The sequence below is a fragment of the Sulfuricurvum sp. genome (assembly GCF_036279695.1).
Classification (GTDB): Bacteria; Campylobacterota; Campylobacteria; order Campylobacterales; family Sulfurimonadaceae; genus Sulfuricurvum.
In genome coordinates, this window is the sequence record NZ_DASUIQ010000081.1 from 1 (window position 1) to 20899 (window position 20899).

At 47.3% G+C, this 20899-nt stretch carries 21 protein-coding genes; 18 read left to right on the forward strand and 3 right to left on the reverse strand.

Annotation, left to right across the window (positions count from 1 at the left end):
• On the reverse strand, nucleotides 1-230 hold a 230-nt coding region (locus VFW36_RS08025), incomplete at its 3' end, for a hypothetical protein (RefSeq protein WP_329658290.1).
• A gap of 165 nt (nucleotides 231-395) precedes the next feature.
• On the opposite strand from VFW36_RS08025, the gene VFW36_RS08030 reads away from it, so the two are divergent.
• Genes VFW36_RS08030 through VFW36_RS08055 form a run of 6 tightly spaced genes read left to right on the forward strand, consistent with a single transcriptional unit; the run spans nucleotide 396 to nucleotide 10388 of the window.
• Entirely contained in the window at nucleotides 396-1955 is a 1560-nt protein-coding gene (locus tag VFW36_RS08030) for a DUF2138 family protein (protein WP_329658291.1), read from the forward strand.
• Nucleotides 1913-2596, forward strand: a complete 684-nt coding sequence (locus VFW36_RS08035; protein ID WP_329658292.1) for a DUF1175 family protein — start codon at nucleotides 1913-1915, stop codon at nucleotides 2594-2596. Before VFW36_RS08030 ends, VFW36_RS08035 begins: the two co-directional genes overlap by 43 nt.
• Nucleotides 2597-2616: 20 nt before the next feature.
• Nucleotides 2617-7200, forward strand: a complete 4584-nt coding sequence (locus VFW36_RS08040) for an MG2 domain-containing protein (protein ID WP_329658293.1) — start codon at nucleotides 2617-2619, stop codon at nucleotides 7198-7200.
• A gap of 10 nt (nucleotides 7201-7210) precedes the next feature.
• Nucleotides 7211-8845 carry a DUF2300 domain-containing protein gene (locus tag VFW36_RS08045; RefSeq protein ID WP_329658294.1) on the forward strand — a complete coding sequence of 545 codons (1635 nt, stop codon included), beginning with the start codon at nucleotides 7211-7213 and terminating at the stop codon, nucleotides 8843-8845.
• Nucleotides 8842-9591 carry a YfaP family protein gene (locus VFW36_RS08050; RefSeq protein WP_329658295.1) on the forward strand — a complete coding sequence of 250 codons (750 nt, stop codon included), beginning with the start codon at nucleotides 8842-8844 and terminating at the stop codon, nucleotides 9589-9591. The genes VFW36_RS08045 and VFW36_RS08050 overlap by 4 nt, the downstream gene beginning before the upstream one ends.
• A 23-nt stretch (nucleotides 9592-9614) precedes the next feature.
• Entirely contained in the window at nucleotides 9615-10388 is a 774-nt protein-coding gene (locus tag VFW36_RS08055) for a YfaP family protein (RefSeq protein WP_329658296.1), read from the forward strand.
• A gap of 56 nt (nucleotides 10389-10444) precedes the next feature.
• On the opposite strand, the gene VFW36_RS08060 is transcribed toward VFW36_RS08055, so the two are convergent.
• Nucleotides 10445-11128 carry a transposase gene (locus tag VFW36_RS08060; RefSeq protein WP_329658297.1) on the reverse strand — a complete coding sequence of 228 codons (684 nt, stop codon included), beginning with the start codon at nucleotides 11126-11128 and terminating at the stop codon, nucleotides 10445-10447.
• A 31-nt stretch (nucleotides 11129-11159) separates the two neighbouring features.
• Nucleotides 11160-11909, reverse strand: coding sequence for a DUF481 domain-containing protein (locus tag VFW36_RS08065; RefSeq protein ID WP_329658298.1), 750 nt, complete (start codon nucleotides 11907-11909; stop codon nucleotides 11160-11162).
• Between the two features lie 137 nt (nucleotides 11910-12046).
• On the opposite strand from VFW36_RS08065, the gene VFW36_RS08070 reads away from it, so the two are divergent.
• From VFW36_RS08070 to hypE, 12 genes are all read left to right on the forward strand, one after another.
• Nucleotides 12047-12388 carry a copper-binding protein gene (locus VFW36_RS08070; RefSeq protein WP_329658299.1) on the forward strand — a complete coding sequence of 114 codons (342 nt, stop codon included), beginning with the start codon at nucleotides 12047-12049 and terminating at the stop codon, nucleotides 12386-12388.
• Nucleotides 12385-12582: a hypothetical protein gene (locus VFW36_RS08075; protein WP_329658300.1), complete on the forward strand. Its 198-nt coding sequence runs from the start codon at nucleotides 12385-12387 to the stop codon at nucleotides 12580-12582. The genes VFW36_RS08070 and VFW36_RS08075 overlap by 4 nt, the downstream gene beginning before the upstream one ends.
• Complete coding sequence (locus tag VFW36_RS08080) at nucleotides 12579-13931, forward strand: TolC family protein (RefSeq protein ID WP_329658301.1); 1353 nt, start codon at nucleotides 12579-12581, stop codon at nucleotides 13929-13931. The genes VFW36_RS08075 and VFW36_RS08080 overlap by 4 nt, the downstream gene beginning before the upstream one ends.
• A complete protein-coding gene (locus tag VFW36_RS08085; RefSeq protein WP_329658302.1) occupies nucleotides 13915-15252 on the forward strand; it encodes a copper oxidase in 1338 nt (445 codons plus the stop codon). Before VFW36_RS08080 ends, VFW36_RS08085 begins: the two co-directional genes overlap by 17 nt.
• A gap of 129 nt (nucleotides 15253-15381) precedes the next feature.
• Nucleotides 15382-16050, forward strand: a complete 669-nt coding sequence (gene cbiM, locus VFW36_RS08090) for a cobalt transporter CbiM (protein WP_329658303.1) — start codon at nucleotides 15382-15384, stop codon at nucleotides 16048-16050.
• Nucleotides 16047-16349: a PDGLE domain-containing protein gene (locus tag VFW36_RS08095; RefSeq protein WP_300209768.1), complete on the forward strand. Its 303-nt coding sequence runs from the start codon at nucleotides 16047-16049 to the stop codon at nucleotides 16347-16349. Before cbiM ends, VFW36_RS08095 begins: the two co-directional genes overlap by 4 nt.
• Nucleotides 16339-16887 carry a hypothetical protein gene (locus VFW36_RS08100; protein ID WP_329658304.1) on the forward strand — a complete coding sequence of 183 codons (549 nt, stop codon included), beginning with the start codon at nucleotides 16339-16341 and terminating at the stop codon, nucleotides 16885-16887. The genes VFW36_RS08095 and VFW36_RS08100 overlap by 11 nt, the downstream gene beginning before the upstream one ends.
• A complete protein-coding gene (locus VFW36_RS08105) occupies nucleotides 16880-17590 on the forward strand; it encodes an ABC transporter ATP-binding protein (protein ID WP_329658305.1) in 711 nt (236 codons plus the stop codon). The genes VFW36_RS08100 and VFW36_RS08105 overlap by 8 nt, the downstream gene beginning before the upstream one ends.
• Nucleotides 17591-17613: 23 nt before the next feature.
• Nucleotides 17614-18492 carry a hydrogenase nickel incorporation protein HypB gene (gene hypB, locus VFW36_RS08110; RefSeq protein WP_329658306.1) on the forward strand — a complete coding sequence of 293 codons (879 nt, stop codon included), beginning with the start codon at nucleotides 17614-17616 and terminating at the stop codon, nucleotides 18490-18492.
• 1 nt (nucleotide 18493) lies between these two features.
• Nucleotides 18494-18784 (forward strand): HypC/HybG/HupF family hydrogenase formation chaperone, encoded by a 291-nt coding sequence (locus VFW36_RS08115; RefSeq protein ID WP_329658307.1) that lies wholly within the window; start codon nucleotides 18494-18496, stop codon nucleotides 18782-18784.
• Between the two features lies 1 nt (nucleotide 18785).
• Nucleotides 18786-19904 carry a hydrogenase formation protein HypD gene (gene hypD, locus VFW36_RS08120; RefSeq protein ID WP_329658308.1) on the forward strand — a complete coding sequence of 373 codons (1119 nt, stop codon included), beginning with the start codon at nucleotides 18786-18788 and terminating at the stop codon, nucleotides 19902-19904.
• Nucleotides 19901-20893, forward strand: coding sequence for a hydrogenase expression/formation protein HypE (gene hypE, locus VFW36_RS08125; protein WP_329658309.1), 993 nt, complete (start codon nucleotides 19901-19903; stop codon nucleotides 20891-20893). Before hypD ends, hypE begins: the two co-directional genes overlap by 4 nt.
• The last annotated feature ends 6 nt before the right edge of the window (nucleotides 20894-20899 follow it).

The window sequence follows — 20899 nt, forward strand, 5'->3', positions numbered from 1 at the left end:
GTCGCCGTATCGATCTCGGATGCGGATTTTTTGGCACTTTTTTGCAACAGCAGTGTGTTCACTTCTTCGGGAGTAACCTCGATAGTACTTGAGTAGTTGTTCGAGAGGGAGTTATAAATCGTGATCCCTCCCGTTAAAATCGCAGCGATACCCAGTGCGATAAATGTTGTGGAAATAAGATAGATAAGCCGCTCTAACGGTGATTTTTCCGATGATTCGTTAAGACTCATAGGTGCTCCTAAGGGGTAAAATTGCGAAACTATACACCCACTTAAATTAAAATAGTATTTAACATTGACTAATGGTTATTATTGCTTTTTTTATAATAAAAAAAGTTAATTTTTTATATTATGTGTTCTAAAATAACAACTACTAGCTAAAGGTCTCTACCCATTATGAAAAAAAAATCTATTCTGATGATGGTGACCGCCGTATCGGTCTTTGCCCTTGTTGCCGTGACGTTGCCGAAAAAAAATAGCCCCAAGTTTATATATGCGGGTTCGGCACTGATGTGTGATTTGCAACATCCCGATGGGTATATCCGTACGGAGCGCTTGTCCGATTTGCCGAAGGACTTGCTCAAAACGCCGATCATTCGAGATGTATTTACGAAAGATTTGGCTTTTTATTATGAGCATCATGAAGACTGCATGAGTTTGAGCGGTACTTTGAAGCGTATAGCGTATGAACACGATTTGGTATGGAGTGATAAGCTCATGGAGAGTGTATTTAATGAACCTGCACAAATCGCGTATTGGAAAGACGGAAAAGGGGCATTGCGCCACTATGTGATGATTATTGATCGAAATATCGTTACCAAAGTGATGCAGCAAATCGCCAAAGCTGCACTCAAAGACACCCAGCTCTCGTTGGTTGCAGAGGTAGAAACATCGGTTGGCAAGCTCCCTATGTATTCTCTGCAAATCAATCCTCGAAGAACCTATCTGTTTATAAGCCATGGGGATAAATTGATCGTTTTCTCCGATCCGGGGCTGTTTCTCAGCAAAGATAATAAAATACCCAAAAGTGCTAAAACCGCACTGGAAGGGTGGTTGACGCAAGAGAGCTTATCGAAAGAGTTTGCATTGGATAAGGCTACTTCCAAACATACGATGATTATCCGAAGTTCGGCGTTAGCGTTCGGGTATAGCCCATTTATCCCCGCTATCCAATCCCTTCGGTTTGATTATGGCACGAGCTGGTCAACCTCGATGGGGGTCGATAGAAATAAACTGGATGAAAAAAAGATAAGCGATAGCGAGTTGTGGAAAGCCGCTCCGGCAAATCCGAGTACGTGTGCGATGCTCCCTCTGGATTGGAATAAATTGGGGAACTTAACCGCCCAAGCGCAAGAGACGCAAAAAGCTGCACCGAAAATAGATCCGCTCCTCTTTAGCGGACCGGCACTGGTGTGTTGGTACGAAGAGTCCGACATCTATTCTCCGCTGTTTATTACTCGAACCGCTGCAGATCAACAAAAACTGCATACGACCTTGTCCTCATTGGCAAATTGGGCTATAAATGACAAAAACATTACACAGACCAAAGGGAAAAAGAGTCCTAATGCGATACTTTGGAGCGGAGAAGCCGATTTGGCATCACTCGGAAGTGACAGTGGGTATGTTATTTTTTCTCCGGATCGCGATTTGGTGATCAAGAGTTTTGACACGATAGCGCACCGTTTCCCTAACGTTACCGACCATGCCTCGACCACCTCTTCGACGATTGGGCTCATTACCCCTAAACCGCTCTCTCGGATGGTTGAACGGGAGATCATAGCGTCGGTAGAACAAGACGGCAATGCTAATTTACTATCCGCCACAAAGCAGTTGTTACCTCCACGGATGAAAGCTCTATCCGCCTATCCGAGCTACACGTTGGAACTTTCAAAATCACCTCAACCGAAGCAACCGTGGATACCGTTGGAGTGGAAAACGGGGACGGTAACGCCATGAACCGTCGCGTTTTTTTAGCCACCTCGCTGGGGATGATAGTATCGGCCTCATTGTGGGGAGGAGAATCTTCAAAATTTCAGCTAACCCCTGAACAGTCCAGAGTGTTTCGTGCATGGATGGTGCGTATCATTTCGGCACAATTTAAAGCAGGGCCTAACCCTCGATGGGAACAGCGTGATTGTGTCGGGATGGTCCGTTTTGCCGTAGCCGAATCGTTGCAATCACACGATTTGAAATGGAAAAAAAGCAATAACCTCGGATGGGCACCTTTGCCGCAGGAATTGGTACTCAGCCAAGAGCAATCGCGATGGCGGCATCAATGGAAACGCTTTGATGGAACCAAAGGGGCTTATGTCAGCGCCATTGATTTGGTGCAAGAGAATGCCCGCTATTTAGGCAAAGATAATAATGTTGTTAAGCAAGGAGATCTCCTTTTTTACGATCAAGGCGATGCCCAGCATATTATGGTGTGGATGGGCAATTTTATTGCGTATCATACGGGTGAAGCGACCCCTTCGGATAACGGCTTACGCAGTATTGTGCTGCCGGAGCTGATGCGTTGGCCCGATACAAGGTGGCATCCTAGTACGCAAAACCCTAATTTTATCGGCTACTACCGATTTAATTTTTTAACCGCATAAATCAACACGGAAGAGAACCTATGAAATCAACCCGCTTTATCACAAAACTGCTTCTCCTTCTCGTTTTCGCTATCTTTAACGGGTATGGCGACGAAGAAGATTATGACGGCAGTCCATTCTTTCTTTTGAGTGATTCGACGTTTAGCACAACGCAGCAATCGAGTGTCCGCTTTGAGGCTGAATCGATGAGCAGTGTTTATGAATACGGCGGAGTGGATGTGTATGTCTATAAAGTCAAAGACCCGTTGGGATTTTTACAAGCACAAAAAAATCTGCACCGTATCAATACCGCACCGAATTATTCAGGGTGGAGTATCGCCAATGCGCTGGCTTTGGTGTGGGATAAATTGTGGCAAGAATCACGTGAATTATGGAGAAAGATATTTACCAAAGAGGTACGCAACATCGTGACCAAAAATGTCCCTGAAGTACGCGCGCACCCACTCAGTAAAGCCCCAACACCGAAAGTATATAACCCTAAATACAAACCGCTCACGAATCATACGTTGGTGGAGAGTTTTCGCTATCCCGTGCATCAAGCCAACCCGATACAGCCGCCTGAGGGGGTCAAACTTGCCGGAAGCAGCAGTAACTTCATCAGAGTTCATGAGGGGAATGTTCTTATCCCTTTGGGGAAAAGAGCTCCCGGACTCTATCTCGTCGAAGCGATGGTGGGGGATCATCGTGCGACGACGCTTATGTTCGTCTCTGATTCGGTAGCGATCACCAAAATATCGAATGCGCAACTGCTCACATGGGTGGTGAACCGTAAAACATCAGAACCTGTAGAGGATGTTAAAACAATCTGGAGCGATGGAATCGGGACGCTTGGGGACGGGGAGAGCGATGAAAACGGTCTAGTCAGTTTCGAGCGGCAAAGTCCTGAAAAATCGTATGTGTTCGGCAAAGATACCGAGGGGGGAGTATTCATCTCCGAAAATTATTATTATGACAGTGAAATTTATAATGCCAAACTCTACGCCATCACCGATCGACCGCTGTACCGTCCGGGGGACACGGTAAATATCAAATTTTACGGTCGCCAATTCGTATCGGCGCGGGATTCGGTCGCCTTGAAAAACGGGAAATTATCATTGCAGGTGTTTGATCCGAACGGATTTCCGGTGGAACATAAAACCCTATCGCTAGATGGACAAACGGGGGCGCAAACACGCTTTAAACTTCCCGATAATGCATCAAGCGGCGGATATGAAATACGGTTTGTGGTTGATGGCAACACCTATACGGCCGCTTTTAGAGTTTCACAGTATCAAAAACCCCATTTTGAGATGACGATCCTCGGGGATAAACCTCAGTTTAAAACCAATGAACCGATCGGTGGAAAAATACAGCTCACCTATCCCGATGGCAAGCCGGTTGTTAATGCGACCGTCGATCTCACTATCCGCGCCCAACAGCTCAGTATGATCGAGGGGAGCATGGGATATGGCGGAGAGTTTCCTCTCAAACTCACCACCGCAACCCTGACAACGGACGCAAAAGGGGTAGCATTGTTTTCTGCACCGCCTGCCAAAAACCCAAGTCGTTATATCCTAAGTGCACTTGCTACGGATGGGGCAGCGTATCGTGTACGTGCAAACAAAGAGCTGCTGATCGAGCGAGGTGCGGGAACGTATCAAATCAGCGCAGTGCAATCGTTTTCAGAGATTAAGACAAAAGTGGCATTTCAAATCAAATCGCTTCAGAGTGCTTCGACGGCATCAGCCAAACCGGTATCGGTGAGCTGGCTCCGGTTGGAAGATCGCAAATCGTTTAGTCAGCCGCTCACGAATGGAGAAAATTTTGATATTGTATTTGATGTGCCGGGAACCTACACCGTCTCATTGAGAGATGGAGAGAAAAATATTTTAGGTGCCCGTACCCATTATGTTAGCGGTAAAGGGATCAAAGCTCCTCAGGGCTCTATTCAAATGGTGAGCGATAAAGCCTCATATGTTGAGGGAGAGAAAGCCAATGTATTGGTTACTTTCCCGGAAAAAGTCGATCAAGCGCTCTTCACGTTGGAGCGTGATCGGGTCGAGAAAACAGCACTGATGCGCGGAAAAAGCGATTGGATTGAGGCGCAACGTTTATCGGATACACAATGGAGGGTCTCGGTTCCTATCGAAAAACTCTATGCGCCGAATATCACCCTTTCGGTCGTTTATGTCAAAGGCAACGACTATGTTTTCCAAAACTGCGGTCTGAAAGTGGAGCAACCAAAACTGAATTTTAAAGTCAAAGCGGACAAACTTACGTATGCGCCGGGGGAGAAAGTGACGTTGGACATTACGGCATACAACGGGACGGAACTATCTCCAAATACACCGATTTCACTCGGTGTGGTGGATGAGATGATTTATGTATTGCAAAGCGAAATTGCCCCTAATATGTTTGATTTCTTTTATCATCCGCGCCGTAACAACGTCCGTACGACGGCAAGTTTGAGTTTTATCGGATACGATTTGGCTAAACCTCCTATGAGCGCCTCTTTTCCGAAAGTGAACAGTACCCATCAGCGTGCGATTAAAATGCAAGAGCGTCCAAGACGTGATGATGTTGATACCGCTTTTTGGAATCCGAATCTAACAAGCGATGAAAATGGACATGTGCGTGTAACCTTTACGATGCCCGATTCGCTTACACGCTGGCGCATTACAGTGCGGGGCATGGATACGATGGGAACCGTGGGGCAAAGCAGTGCTTCTATCTTTTCCAATAAACCGGCGTATATCAAATGGACCAGTCCGAATTGGCTTCGTCCGAACGATTCGCCAAACGCCAGTGTAGCGATTTTTAATCAAGGGACAAGAGATACGACCCTCAACTTCATTGCCAAAGGAACAGGTGTTAATTATAATAGAGCGATTACGCTCAAAAAAGGGATCAATTTTATTTCGCTTCCGTTGGCTGCATCTGCAAGCGATAAAAAACTCTCTTTATCTTTAAACGCCGAGGGAAAAACGCTCGATGCGCTTGATGTCGACATGGACATTGCCCCTGCTTTTTGGCAAAACAAAAATTCGGTGAGCATCCCGATCGTACAGAAACAAACACCGCTCTCACTCCCTGCCGATGCGCGTAATATCAAGCTCCAATTTACCGATGGAGCACATGATAATTTCCGTCGGATCATAGATGATCTGATCGAATATCCTCATGGGTGTGTGGAGCAAACGTCCAGCCGACTGATCCCGTATTCGCTTGCTGTAAACTCTCTTCTCCCTGAAGATGAAGGGCTTAGAGAACTTTTAACCCAGCGGTTGCACACCTATCGCTTCCGCTTGGCGAACATGGCGGGACCGAATGCGACATTCGGATGGTGGAGTACCCCTGAGAAAAACGGAGACGCGTTTTTAACGACCTATGCCTATTATGCCGATTGGTATGCCAGCCGTACGTTGCATATCAATATGGGAGAGGAACATTACAACGCTTTGTTGGAGGTGTACCGAGAAAATGGATCGATCCATACGCCGTTTCGACGTGCGTTAATGCTCGATTGGATGCAACAAATGGGACTTCCGGTTCACTCTCTCGCGCAAGCATTGTGGGACGACCTTGCGAAACAACCTCCGTTGTCAAAGAGTGAGGATGAGCGATTTATGATCGACAGTCTGATTATGACGAGCGAAAACAATGAACTGCATCACGCTATGGCAAAAATTTTGGTGGCAAACGTTCTCAAAGAGTCGGGTAAATCATCCGTAGCGACTGTCGAACTTTCCAAATCGATCGAGCGGCTCAAAAACACTCCGTTACCGTTATCGAAAGCATTGTTACTCATGGGGCACTATATTCCGGTGACACAAGCAAATGAGGTATTGGAGGAGGTACGTTCCCAATCGGCGACAATGGACCGTGCCATAACGATGACATGGGTGTATCGCGCGCTTGATAACCCGACGAAAAAACATCCGCTAACCCTCAAAACACCTAAAAATATTGTTTTGGGATCGGCGTGGAAAGCTTCGCGTACCGTGAGCGGAAAAAATGTCTATGAGTGGAAAGGTTCTATCCCGACAATGCTTAGTGTGACTCCTGCAAAAGGGTTGGTTGCGGTGGTCGATTATGAAAACACTGATAATAAAGTCTCCACTTTGCCGATACAAATCACGCGTAAACTTTTCCGGTTGAGCAAAGTGACTCCAAAACCGAGCGGAAAAGCAAAAACCGTTTCGTTTGACGCTTCCGCCGTACAGTATGATCTTATCCCTGTTGATGCTGCTACCCCTTTGGATACGAACGAGGTTTACTTGGATCAGATTGTTCTCAATAGCAGTGCATCCTCTACCCTGAACTTTGGTCTCATCGAAGCGGCTTTGCCTCCGGGATGTTCGGCGGATAGTGCGACATGGGGGGTCAATGTCCGCTTTATCGGTTCCAAAACGTATGTTCCGATTGAAAAAGCGACCTACGAACTCTCCCCTCATGGGTATAGTGTTCCGGTCGATAAACTCAAAGGGGTAAGAGTGATCAACCACCTGATCCGCCCGGCACAAAGAGGGGTATTTACCCTCCCTCCGGTACGATACTATCAAATGTATCAACCGAATAAAAAAGCGTATGAAACAGACAACCGTGCTACGATCACCATCCGCTAAAAGGGGCATATTGTCCCTACTGCTCATCTCCTCATGCACCTATGCGGGGGAGGTAGCGTGGTTGGATGAGAAACAAAACCTTCATACACACAGTTTTGACAAAACAGCATTGCATAGCGATTTCAAGGATGGGAAAATCCCACTGGGGAGTTTATGGAAACTGTTTACCTATCTGTATCTTGTCGATACCGAAGCACGCGAAGAGCCTTATGTTTGTAGCGGAGATCTTCACGTGCAGAAAGAGGAGCAGTATTGTTGTACGGAAGGTTCATCCATCGATCGTGACCGTGCACTATCCCGTTCATGCGGACTGTACTTCGACCCAAAACGGCTTAATATTGATCCCAAAATGTGGGAAAGCTATTGGGAAAATAAAAAGCAGCTCACGAGTATCCGTGATCTTGAATCGCTGAAACCCGAAACGAAAATCGATCTTAAAGAGCTTTTGTCGGTATTGCAAAGTGCGTCGCACCAAGGACGGTTGCAGGCACGTAAGGCGATGCTTGAAACTTCGCTTAGCGGATACGGACGATATGCAACGGATGATTTGGGGAGCGGGGTGCGTTATAAAACGTATTCATGGCACAAAGAGGATAATAGCGCTTTCGGCGGAGCCGCAGGGTGGTCGGCCGGCGGAAATCCGTTTTGGTTCGGTGGGGCGGGGAACAGTCAACTTGCGTTAAAAACCGATGCCAAAGAGCTAGGGAAAGTACTCACTGCTATCGACAAAACACATTCGCCTCTTTTGGAGGAAGAATGTGTGGATGTCGATTTTTTTGCGCAGTATCCTCTCAAATCGATCCGAACCAAAGAGGGAACGTCGGTAGATAGCGGCATGTTGGTGGGAGGATTTAGTCTCGAATTCTTTAACGGTAATCGGATAGCCATCAACACAAAAGAGCCGCTTGGTATTGATAAAACCGATGAAGGGTTGCGGTTAAAAGGGCGATTCGGTCTCAACCATTATGTCGCTCGGGTGATTGATCGAGAAGCGGATACGACCTACCCCTCCGCCGCGTATGCGTTGGGTGTGGCCGCGCGAACCTATCTTTTCCAAAACGGACATTTTGAAAAAGGGTGTTGGCATATAACCGACTCAACCCGCACACAGCGCGTATCACCCAACAGCCCATCGGCGGAAGCGTTGCAAGCATCGCGATTTACCGACGAATTGGTTCTCAAAGGTCCTCCGATCTACTATCATGCTGATGATGCGGGATTAAACCGACTCTCTTGGGAAGAAGCACAAGAACAAGCACAGAGAGGGTGGAGCTACCAACAAATCCTCTCTCATGCGTATCCTGAGAGCGAGATCCAAACGATCGATCAGCGCAGTGCGTGTACCCGCCTTTTTGAATCTGAAAAATGGCTCAAAAACTCGATTGTGAAATGGAACCGTACCCTCTCGCGAGAAGATGGGTACGAGCCGCTTGAGGTACTGCCCAACATCTGTTTCCTCCCCAACGGACACCCCTATAGCGATCAAAAAAGTTTACGCATTTATACACGCGGAGGGAATACCTTGAATGATAAAATGACATTAGCTCATGAATACATCCATCTTGCTTTTCGTTTTCATCCCAATGGATCGGATGAAGCGTATGTCGAACATCTCGCTCAAACCCTCATAGGAGAAAACCAGTGAAGTATTTTATCCGTTATTGTTTGATTCTGGCTACGTCGTTAGCGGCGGAACAGAGCATTACGTTCGATCACCCTTATGGAGGGTGGAAAAAGAGTACCGCAGAGGAGGAAGGATTTTTGCAACAGGTCAATTATCCCGCATCCTCGGTTAACTCTGTCGGTCAAAACCAAAAAGCGCTTATCCAAGGGGTTATAAAAAATCACACCAAAACAAAGCCATCAACACTGATCGTCAATGGTGTCGTCATGCCTATGAGTGTCGATGAGGGGGGAAAATTTTCGCGCCCGTACTCTTTCGGTTCCGGCTCTAACAGCATTGAGGTGCGCGATGGAAAAACTCGAAATCAGGTACAGTTTTATGATAATAATCCGGATAAACTCCAATCCCGTCTGCGGGTAGTTCTCTCGTGGGATAGCGACGGTACCGATTTGGACTTGCATGTCGTATCACCCGATGGACAACACACCTATTATGGCAATCGTGTCGTACGAAACGGCGGAGCGCTGGATGTTGACGTGACAAACGGTTATGGACCGGAGATTTATGCCAATCCGACCCCGCCAAGCGGTGTGTATCATATCTATGTCAACTATTATGGGGCGGGTGACAATCAGCAAGACCTTACCACCGCGCAACTAACGATCATTACGCAAGAGGGGACGCTCCATGAGAAAAAAGAGTTTTTTTCCGTCCCAATGCGCAAATCGGGTGAGCTAACACTGGTCAGTTCGTTTAGTTATCCCTAATTCCCATATTTTAATGAGGTAGTATGCTCTCTAAAAAAATCATTTTTCTAGCCTTGATCACTCTCTCGCTGTATGCAGAGGATGCGATCATTCAAACTCCAAGCGGAGGCTGGAACTACGCGGGATTAACCGATAAGAGCGAACGCGTTAATGTCTCATACCCTACGCCGCCGATTGAGCGCGGTAACCAAAAATATCGGACAATGATCAAAGGGGCGATCAAAAGTACCAAGGAGAGAAAACCGCTGTTGATCGTCAATGGAACTCCCATGTCACTCAATACCGACGAAAACGGAAACTATAGCCGTTTTTATGCTTTTGGTGCGGGTTCAAACAGTATAGAGGTGAGTGCTCAACACGGGAAAAAAGTTCAATTCTACGAAGCCAATCCCAATAAAGCAGCCGCAAAACTTCGTATCGTGTGCACATGGGACTCTCCTGAAACGGAAATCGACATGCATATTATCACCCCCGATGGTCAACACTCTTTTTATGGAAATCCTCCTCTGCGCGAAGGGGGAGGGCTAGATGGTGATAGCGTGGATGGTCCGGGACCGGAGATGTTTACCTCTATTACACCTATGCGCGGTGCGTATCATGTCTATATCAACTATTGGGGAAATTATAGTGCGAGTGAGGGGTATAACTTTGATTCCACAAAACTGGAAAAACCGATAGTGACGGCACAAGTTACCCTCATTTTTTATGAAAATACTGTGAACGAAAAACGGGAAACCTTTACGATCCCGCTCCGCAAAATAGGGGACATTACTCTTGTCAAATCATTTGTTTTTTAAATTTTATTTGATAATATCGACTAGGTATCGCTCGAATGCAGACAGAATTACGATAATTATTGAGGCGTATGAAAATAAAGTTCTTCTAAAATCGCTGAACGCTCCTCTAGGGGTGTATTGAACTTAAACTCCACCTCTTTGAGGTAGTAGGGAAAATGCTCGGCACTGACCCCTTTAAAAACAGTAATAGAGTGCTCAAAATAGTGCCAAAATTTCGTGATAGCATTGTCGTGTTCGGAAATTTTGATGATTTTACTGGTACGCATAAATTTGGAAAACTCTTTATGATAGACCTCTTCGAGATTGTCTTCGATAAATTGCTGTTTATACATTCCCAGTGATGGCATGAGAAGGGTATAAACTCTCTCTCCATAACTAAAAGTCAAAAAATTATGAGAATCAAAAATAGCCGTTTTATCGTGCCGTTTGGACTTTTCGATGTAGAGGTATTCTTCATACTGTGAGTCGGGGCTACGGTGCAGATGGTACTGTTCTTCGCAGTATTCGGCACATAAATGGCGAAATTTTTGATAATACTTCAACACACTTCCATAACTGAGATTGAGAGATTTGGAGGCAGAGAGGGCATTTTCATCGTCACTGAACGTTTTGATCAATGTTTGAATCTGACGGATGCGTTGAGGGCTGTATTTTTTTTTGCAGACGGAGCATTTGACCATCCCATCGCTGAGCTGGTAGAGGGGCGATGAGCAGTAGATACAGTGAAGCGTTTCGTTCATAAGGGACATTGTAGCAAAAAGTACGTCGTCGTTAAAATGTCCAAAGCAGCGAGGTGAGATAAGCGCTATCTGATTTTTTGACATTCACGGGAGGGCAACTGTCATAGCCGTATTTTGCGGTAAGAGAGAGGTTTAATTTTCCGTATATAGGCACGATCAGCTCCAGTGTCTGTAGCGAGACATAATCCGAGGTGTCGTCAAATTTCGGTTGAAAATAGCCTACAAAGCTAAGTTTTGTGGTGTTGGTGAAAGTCTGAGTCCATGCAAGGTAGCTGTTAAGGCGGCTATTATTTTCATTCGGATTGATTTGCGGATGGGTATAATCGATTTTCTCTAGCATCGCACCCGCACCCGCATACCCTTTTCCCCACTCATCGGAATTGAGAAAGCGCCAGCGAGCTCCCGCACCTAGGAGTGAACGCTCATTAATATCTTTGAATTTGTCCTGCTCGCTTTGGAGGAATAGTTCCCAGATCCACGCTTTTTGTTCATCGATGGCATGGATGTATCGGATATGGGCATAGAGCTTGTCTTCATTTTTCGTCCCGTTGGATTTGGCATAATCATAGGTAAATCTCCCCCACGTGACATAGTCGATCCCTTGATCGTACTGTACTTGCAATCCCAGAGAATAGTCATCTTTTTCGGTATTGCCGCTTTTGGAACTGAGTGATCCCGAAACGTTACCGCTTAAACCCGGTTTTGAACCGATGTCGACGGGAGCGATGGTGACGAGCGCAAACAAGGAGGTGGAGATACAGAGGAAGAGGAGAGAACGCAATAGAGACCTTTGAGTAAAATAGATGTGCAATTATAGCTTATGAGCGAATGAGAGGTTGTTAACACCGTTATTATTAGATTAAAGGATCTAGTTCACTTCAGTGATATACTGCTCTTATAAGAGAAAAAGGAGAGTCTATGAAATCGAAATTTTTGAGCGCCGTATGTGTCGGTTTAGTAATTGTTACTCCTATGGTATGGGGGATGGATATGGGTGAAAATCATTCCCATCCGAAAAGTACCGCAGTATCTGAGAATACGATCCATGCCAGCGGAACGATCAAAGCAATCGCCGATAATCATGAAAGCGTCCGTATTTTTCATAATCCCATTCCAGAGCTGCGATGGTCATCAATGGTCATGCCCTTTGACGTTATCGATCATGAGTTGACCCATCCGTTGTCAGTCGGGGATCGAGTCGATTTTGAATTTATCCAAAAAGACGGAAAAAATGTCATAGTACGGATGAAAAAACAATGAAATACGGGGCTTTTCTCCTCATATCGATAGCGCTTTCTCTCAGTGCAGATCAAGGGGCTAAGTCGCCAGTTTCAGCGGATGGTGCAGAAGGGAAGAGCGTGTATGTTCCCCTAAAACCTCCGATTGATCTTCGTGAAGAATCCCGTGTTCAGGAACGTGATCAAAATACGACCCGTCCGGGGGGAAAACAATGAGAAAAGTTGTCGTTTTTTCATTCGCAGCAGCGATACTTTTCTCCGGTTGTTCGACCCTCTCTCAAAGCGACGTATTTGATTCGATGAATCTGATGACCTCTTCCAAAGGCTCGGGAGAGTTGACGTGGATCAAATCCGCAAAAGAGGAAGAAGCAGTTCGCTCTGAGGTGGAGAGGTTGTTAAAAGAGCCGCTCAGTGAAGAGAATGCCGTTCGGATAACCCTCATCAACAATCGCGCTTTACAGCAAACGTATGAGCAAATCGGAATTTCCCAAAGCGATCTTGTCCAAGCGGGGTTAATGAGTAATCCGTTGCTCGGTTATTCCATCGGGCGTGGCGGCGGTATCCGTCAATCGGGAGTGACTCTGGAGCTCGCTTTTTTAGATCTGCTGTGGATTCCACTGCGCAGGGAACTCGGAGGATTGGCGCTCGAAGAGACGAAACTGAGTGTCGGTGATGCGGTGCTACAAACGCTTCGGGATGCGAAAAAACGATATATCGATGCACGGGTGGCGGAAGAATCGGTTCGGCTGAATGACGATGTCCTCAAATCGCACGAAGTATCGTTGCAGTTGGCGACGCGTCAATACACTGCGGGGAACTTATCGAAGCGTGATGTATTGAAAATCCAAGACGAATACGCCCATGCACGGCTTGAATCGATCCGTCTCAACCGAGAGAGTGCAATCGCGCGCGAAGCTCTCAATAAACTCTTAGGGATTTATGGGGAACAAACCTACTACACCCTCTCCAAAGAGCCGATCACTCTCGGAAATCAGCCCCGAGAAAACGGTGCTTTGGAACGTATCGCACTAGAGCATCGTCTTGATTTTGCCTCAGCGCAAAAAAGGGTCGAATATGCGGCAAAAGAGGCGGGGTATAGTGAAAAAACCGCTCTTTTGGATGAGGTTAGCGTAGAACTCGGAAGCGAAAAAAGCACCGGTGAGAGCCGTATCAACACTATCGGGGTGAAAATTCCCATACCGATTTTTGATATGGGGCAGGGGCGTTTGAGCCGTACCCAGTCTCTGTATAACCAAAGTGTGCAGAATTTAGTCAGCTTGGCGGTCAACATCCGATCCGAAGTTCGTGAAGCTTACGCTACGGCACGCTATAACTACGAGATGGCAAGTGAGTATCAAGACTCCATAGCGATCAATCGCGATATTTTGGAGCAGACACAGCTCTATTATAACGGTATGCTGGACGGTATTTATGAGCTTCTCTTCGATCAGCGCCGCTACCGAGATACAAAAATAGAGTCGCTAAAAGCGATCGGTGAATACCAAAAAGCACAAGCCGATTTGATCTACACTCTGGGGGGAGAGAACAATGCAACACAAAGATAGACGTGATTTTTTAGGGTTGGGTGCGGCACTGATCGCATCTGCAGCACTAAGTTCCAATCTCAAAGCATCCGAACATGACCATACTGCACATGGAGGGAAAAAGCGCCAGCTCACCTTCGTAAATAATCCTAAAAGGGTTCTCTCTCCCGCTACGATTATCACCCCCCAAGAGGGGAAAAACTACAATCCCGTCGTTACCCTCAACGGCTGGAGCCTCCCTTATGAGATGAAAGAGGGGGTTAAGGAATTTCACATTATCGCCGAACCGGTAGTACGGGAATTTGCCCCCGGTATGGTGGTGAACTGCTGGGGATACAACGGGACGAGTCCTGGACCGACGATCGAAGCGGTGGAGGGGGATCGGGTACGGCTGATCGTCACTAACAAGCTCCCCGAACATACGACGATCCATTGGCACGGACTGATTCTCCCCAACGGGATGGACGGTGTCGGCGGCTTGACTCAGAGTGCTATTTCTCCGGGTGAAACCTATGTGTATGAGTTTACCCTTGTTCAGAGCGGAACGTTTATGTATCACCCGCATGCCGATGAGATGGTACAGATGGCGATGGGGATGATGGGGATGTTTATCATCCATCCGAAAAAACCGAAAGAGCATCGGGTGGATCGCGATTTTTGTTTTCTCCTCTCCAGTTACGACGTAGCACCGGGAACCTATACTCCTAACCCTTCGACCATGACCGAATTTAATCTCTGGAGTTTCAACAGCCGTGTTTTTCCGGGGATTGATTCTATGAATGTTCGTGTTGGTGATCGTGTCCGTATCCGTGTCGGGAATCTCACCATGACCAATCATCCGATCCACATGCACGGTCATCCTTTTGAGGTGACCTGTACCGACGGGGGATGGGTTCCTAAAAATGCAAGGTGGCCGGAAGTGACCATAGATATCGGAGTGGGGCAAGTGAGAGCATTTGAGTTTGTCGCAACCCAAGAGGGGGATTGGTCGTTTCACTGCCACAAATCACACCACACGATGGGTCCGATGGGACACAGTGTCCCCAATATGCTTGGGGTGAAACAAGACGACCTCACCGAAAAAATCAGCGATTTGATGCCGGAGTATATGTATATGCCGATGGGGAAAAACGGGATGGCAGAGATGCAGGATATGGCAGAGATGGGGATGGCGTTGCCGGAGAATACATTGCCGATGATGAGCGGTCAAGGGCCATTCGGACCTATCGAGATGGGGGGGATGTTCACCCTTGTCAAAGTCCGCGCTAATCAACCTAAAGGGGATTACTCCGATCCGGGCTGGTATAACCATCCGCAGGGAAGCGTTGCGCGTAAACTCTAAAGGGTACGGTGAGTATTTTCTAAGATGTTTGTCCTAAAAATAACTAAGAAATACTTTTTTTCAACTTCTTTATAGATAAATCTTCTATAATTACCACTATACTGAATAACTATTCATAGAGGTGTTTAGATGCATATACCGGACGGATTCATATCCCCCTCTACCTATATACCTGCAACGGTTGCGGCGATCCCTTTGTTGATTGTAGCGTGGAAAAAAACCAAAGAGGCGATCAATGATGAGTCTTATGCATTTTTATCGTCATTAACGGCATTTTCGTTTGTCATCATGATGTTCAATATCCCCATTCCTGGAGGAACCAGCGGGCACGCTATCGGAGCGGCTATTTTGGCGATATTGTTCGGTCCTTGGGTGGCGGCGTTTTGTCTATCGTTGACGCTCTTTATTCAGGCGCTTATTTTCGGTGACGGAGGTCTCAGCGTCTTTGCCATCAACTCTTTGGCGATGGGATTTGTCGCTTCCTTTAGCGCGTTTTACGTCCACAAACTGCTCCATAATAGAGTGAATAACAATCTTGTGCTGTTTTTAGCAGGGTGGAGCGGTATCGTTGCCGCGTCCGTTGTGGTTGCCGTGGCTTTGGGGGTTCAGCCTCTGTTGGGTGTTGATGCTCTAGGACATCCGATCTATTTTCCGTTCGGTCTTAATGTCACACTCCCCGCCGTTGTCGGTTCTCACCTCCTTGTTTTCGGAGTGGTAGAGGGATTTGCGACGATGTTGGTGATGGGTTTTGTCGAAAAAATCAAAAATCAAAGCACCGCCAAAGGAGCTACGGTATGAGTCAAAACGGGAAATATTTAGTGATTTTTATCCTCGTTGTGATCGCTTTAACTCCGCTGGGGTTAATCGCCGAAGGACCTGCATGGGGTGAGTGGAGCGTGGATGAGATCCGCTCGATGATAGGCTACGTGCCCCAATCGATCGAAACTACAAAACCTTTGATTTCGGCGATCATACCCGATTATGAAATCAGCGGTGTGAGCGCTTTGATGTCGACATGGATCAGTGCGGCGCTCGGTGCGGGTTTGATCTTTGCCGTGATGATAGGTATCAAAAAGTTGAGTAAACGTGCCAGCTAAAACCTATTTTCTCCTCTATATCGGTGCTTTGATAGCTATATCGACTCTCAAGAGTTATGAGCCGCTCTTGATCGTCCTTGCTTTGCAAATGATCATGTCGGGTAAATCGGTACTTTCGATTGCCCGCCGATCCTTTATCTTGGTGGCACTTTTTTCATTGTTTATCACGTTGAGCTATTCTTTTACCCTTTATTTGAGAGATGAGTCGTTTTGGCACTATTTTGTGACGGTTAATTTGCGCTCGTTTGATATGATCTTTCTGACGCTCCTTTTTACCTCCAGAGTCAATATCTATGAGGCGGTCGCGTTTTCCAAAGATTTGAGTTTTTTACTGGTTTTGAGCGTCTCGAAAATTATGAATATGCAGCGTTCGTTCGCCGATTACACCGATGCGTTGAAATCACGAACACTGCGAAAACCGTCTCGACAGCAGATATACGGGTATTTGGGTTCTGCCATCGCGGGATTTTTGGATAAAAATATCCGAGAAGGAAAAGAGAATTTCGAAGCGATGAAATCGAGAGGTTTTCATGTTTGACATCCGAAACGTCACTCTCAAAAGAGAGGATAATACCGTTTTTGAAAACCTGAACCTCCATATCGGTGCAGGGGAAAAAGTGGTTCTTTTAGGGGTTAACGGGAGCGGGAAAAGCACCCTGCTAAAACTCCTCAACGGCTTGGAATACCCTGATAGCGGTGAGCTCTTGTTTGAGGGAAACTTACTGAGTAAAAGTGCGTTGAAACAGAAGCAAACCAATGAATATTTTCGCCGCAACGTCGGACTGGTGTTTCAAAACATCGATGCGATGCTCTTTAATCCGAGCGTCTATGATGAGATCGCTTTCGGTGCCCGTCAACTGGAGTTTGACGATGTCGATGCACGGGTACGCAACTATGCCGAGCTGTTCGGATTGACACCGCATCTGAAAAACGTCCCTTTCAAACTCAGCGGCGGACAGAAACAAAAATTGGCTTTGGCGTGCGTCATGTCGCTCTCGCCGAAAGTGCTACTGCTGGATGAGCCGACCAGCGCGCTTGACCCTGCCAGTACCGCCAAATTTCTCGACATTATCGCCGCACTCCCCATCACGACGATTACGGCGACGCACAACTTGGCTATCGCACCGAGATTGGGTGAGCGTGTCGTCATTTTGGATGAAAAAGGTAAAATCCTATACGATGGAACCAGTGAAAATGCGTATGAAATCGATCTCCTCACCCGAGCGGGATTGATAATTTAAAACAAACAAAAAAGGAAATAATAATGTGTAAAGATTGCGGATGTTCGATTACTACCAATAACCACCAGCACGGACATACTCATGTCGATGAATTCGGACGAGAATATACCCACGTTCATGATCATGAGCATGATGAGCTTGAACATCCTCACGAAGGGGGGCATCATCATCACCATCACGGAGAGGATGAGCACTCTCATACCCATCAAGCGGCGCATGAGACATTGCACCATAACCCTCAGCTCAATGATGCTAAAACGATCTCCGTCATTAAAAAGATTTTGGATAAAAATGACCAAGAGGCACACCACAACCGTGAACATTTTAACGAGCACGGGGTATTGGCGATCAACTTGATGAGCTCACCGGGGAGCGGTAAAACGACTCTCTTAGAGAAAATGGCGGCTTTGGCACCGTTTAAATACGGTGTAATCGAGGGAGATTTAGAGACGTCGCGTGATGCGGATCGTCTCACCGCAGTAGGGATTAACGCCGTACAGATTCAGACGGGGAGTGCATGTCATCTGGACGCGTTTATGGTACACAAAGGGTTACATGATTTGCCGTTGGCACCACTGGATGTCTGCTTTATCGAAAATGTCGGGAACCTCGTCTGCCCTGCGAGCTACGATGTGGGATCGCATCTCAACATCGTCCTTGTTTCGATCCCTGAGGGGGAAGACAAGATCGCCAAATATCCGGTGATGTTCCGTGCCGCCGATCTGATTCTTATCACCAAAACCGATCTGTTGCCGTATTTTAAATACGACATCGAGCGGGAGAAAGCCGAAGCGAGAAAGATCAAACCGAACGTCGATATTTTGGAAGTAAACATCAACGACGAAGCCTCCATCATGAATGTGATTGATTGGATCGAATTTAAACGAAAGATGAGAAATTAATATGTGTTTATCAATCCCCTCAAAAGTAGTCAGTATCGACACGGAAAACAATATCGCAACTGTCGATACGATGGGTGTTCAGCGTAATGCAGGGCTGGATTTGATGGAAGAGGGTTCCGTTCAAATCGGCGATTATGTACTCCTTCATATCGGATTTATCATGAATAAAATCGATGAGGAAGATGCCCTCGAATCGCTGAGGGTTTACAAAGAGATACTGGACGTTATGGATGAGCAGGAGCGACTAGCCGCGATAGCAGAGAGTGATAACTGTCCGAACGGCGGAGCCTGAGATGGGCTTGGAACTTAAAAATCTCTATGATGATTTTCGAGATGCGGACACGATAAAAGCATACGCGAAGATCATCGCCACAGATGCCCAAAAACTGACTCACCCGATCAATATCATGGAGGTATGCGGCGGACATACCCACACCATCATGAAATACGGTGTGTTGCAACTGCTCCCCTCCAACATCCATTTCGTCCACGGACCGGGATGCCCCGTGTGCATCATGCCCAAAGAGCGGATCGATCATGCCTATGTGTTGAGTATGCAAGAGAACGTTATTTTGGTGACGCTGGGGGATATGATCAAAGTCCCCGGAAGCAACGGAAGCCTCCAAGATGCGCGAAGCAAGGGGGCGGATGTACGGTTCGTCTATTCGCCTCTGGATTGTTTGAAGATCGCCCAAGAGAACCCCGATAAAACGGTGATCTTCTTTGCCATCGGATTTGAGACGACGACCCCGATGACTGCTGCCCTTTTGGACACGGTGATCCGCCAAGATGTCAAAAATATCCTCTTGCACGTCAACCACGTCACTGTACCCGAACCGATGCGCGCCCTCATCAGCGATGAATCGTGTATCATCGATGCGTTTTTAGGACCTTCCCACGTCAGCGTTATCAGCGGAAGCAAAATCTACGAAGAGTTTCCGCGCGATTGGGGCAAACCCGTTGTTGTGAGCGGATTCGAGCCGGTGGACGTGATGCAGTCGATCAGCATGATCGTCAAACAGTTCATCGAGGGACGATGTGAACTCGAAGTGGAGTACAACCGTGCCGTGACACGAGATGGGAACCTAAAAGCACAGGCGTTAATCGACAAATATTTCCACAAGGTAGACTTTCGATGGCGCGGTTTGGGGGACATTCCCCAAAGCGGGATGGGTCTGCGGAGCGAGTATGATCGTTACAACGCCGAGAAGATTTACGATGCGATATTGCCGAAAGAGGAGATCAACGATCACAAACTCTGCATTTGCGGTGACATCCTCAAAGGGAAAGCCTCTCCGCCGCAGTGTAGTATCTTTGGTACCGCGTGTAAACCGAGCAGCCCTGTGGGAAGCTGTATGGTCAGCTCCGAGGGGGCGTGTTCGGCGTATTATAAGTATGGGAATTTGGTATGAATAAAACAATCACATTAGCCCAAGGCAACGGTGGCGAAGAGAACAACGAGCTGATCAAAAAAGTATTTTACAAAGCTTTTAAAAACGAGATTTTAGAGCGCAGTGAAGATGCGGCGGTGATCGGGAATCTGGCGATGACGACGGACAGTTTTACGGTGAGTCCCCTCTTTTTTGCGGGGGCGGACATCGGTAAGCTCGCGGTATGCGGTACGTGTAATGATCTGGCGATGATGGGGGCGCAGCCGAAGTATTTGACGTGCAGTGTCATCATCGAAGAGGGGTTTGAAGTTGAATCGCTGGAGCGGATCGTTGAGAGCATGAGAAGCGAGTTAGCGATCAACGGTGCGGTGGTTGTGAGCGGCGATACGAAGGTCGTGCCCAAGGGGAGCGTGGATAAGATATTCATCAACACCACAGGTCTGGGTGAAATCGTCCAAGCGGGGATCAGCTCGAACAACGTGAGCGAAGAGGACGTCATCCTCATCAACCGCGACATCGGATGCCACGGGGCAACGATTTTTGCCGCACGCGAGGGGATCGAGATGAGCAGTACGCTCCGCTCCGACTGCAACTCGCTCTACCCGCAGGTCAAAGCGCTTCTGGATGCTGGGGTGGAGATCACGGCGATGCGCGACGCGACCCGCGGAGGGGTTGCGGCGGTGCTTAACGAATGGGCGAGACAGTCGAACGTGTGTATCGAAGTAGAAGAGGAAAAAATCCCCGTGAGCGATGAGGTCAAAGGGATCTGCGAAATGCTGGGTTTCGAAGCGACAGCACTCGCCAATGAGGGGACGTTTGTGATGGCGATCCACAAAGATTCCGCCGCAAAAGCCTTAGAGATACTGGGAGGCTTTGAGGTGTGCGCGATGGCATCCGTGGTGGGAGAGGTAACTCAAAAATACCCTAAAAAAGTGATATTGAAAAGCCCGTGGGGGACGTCTCGATTTTTAGAGACCCCAAACGGTGAACTACTCCCGAGGATCTGTTAATGCACG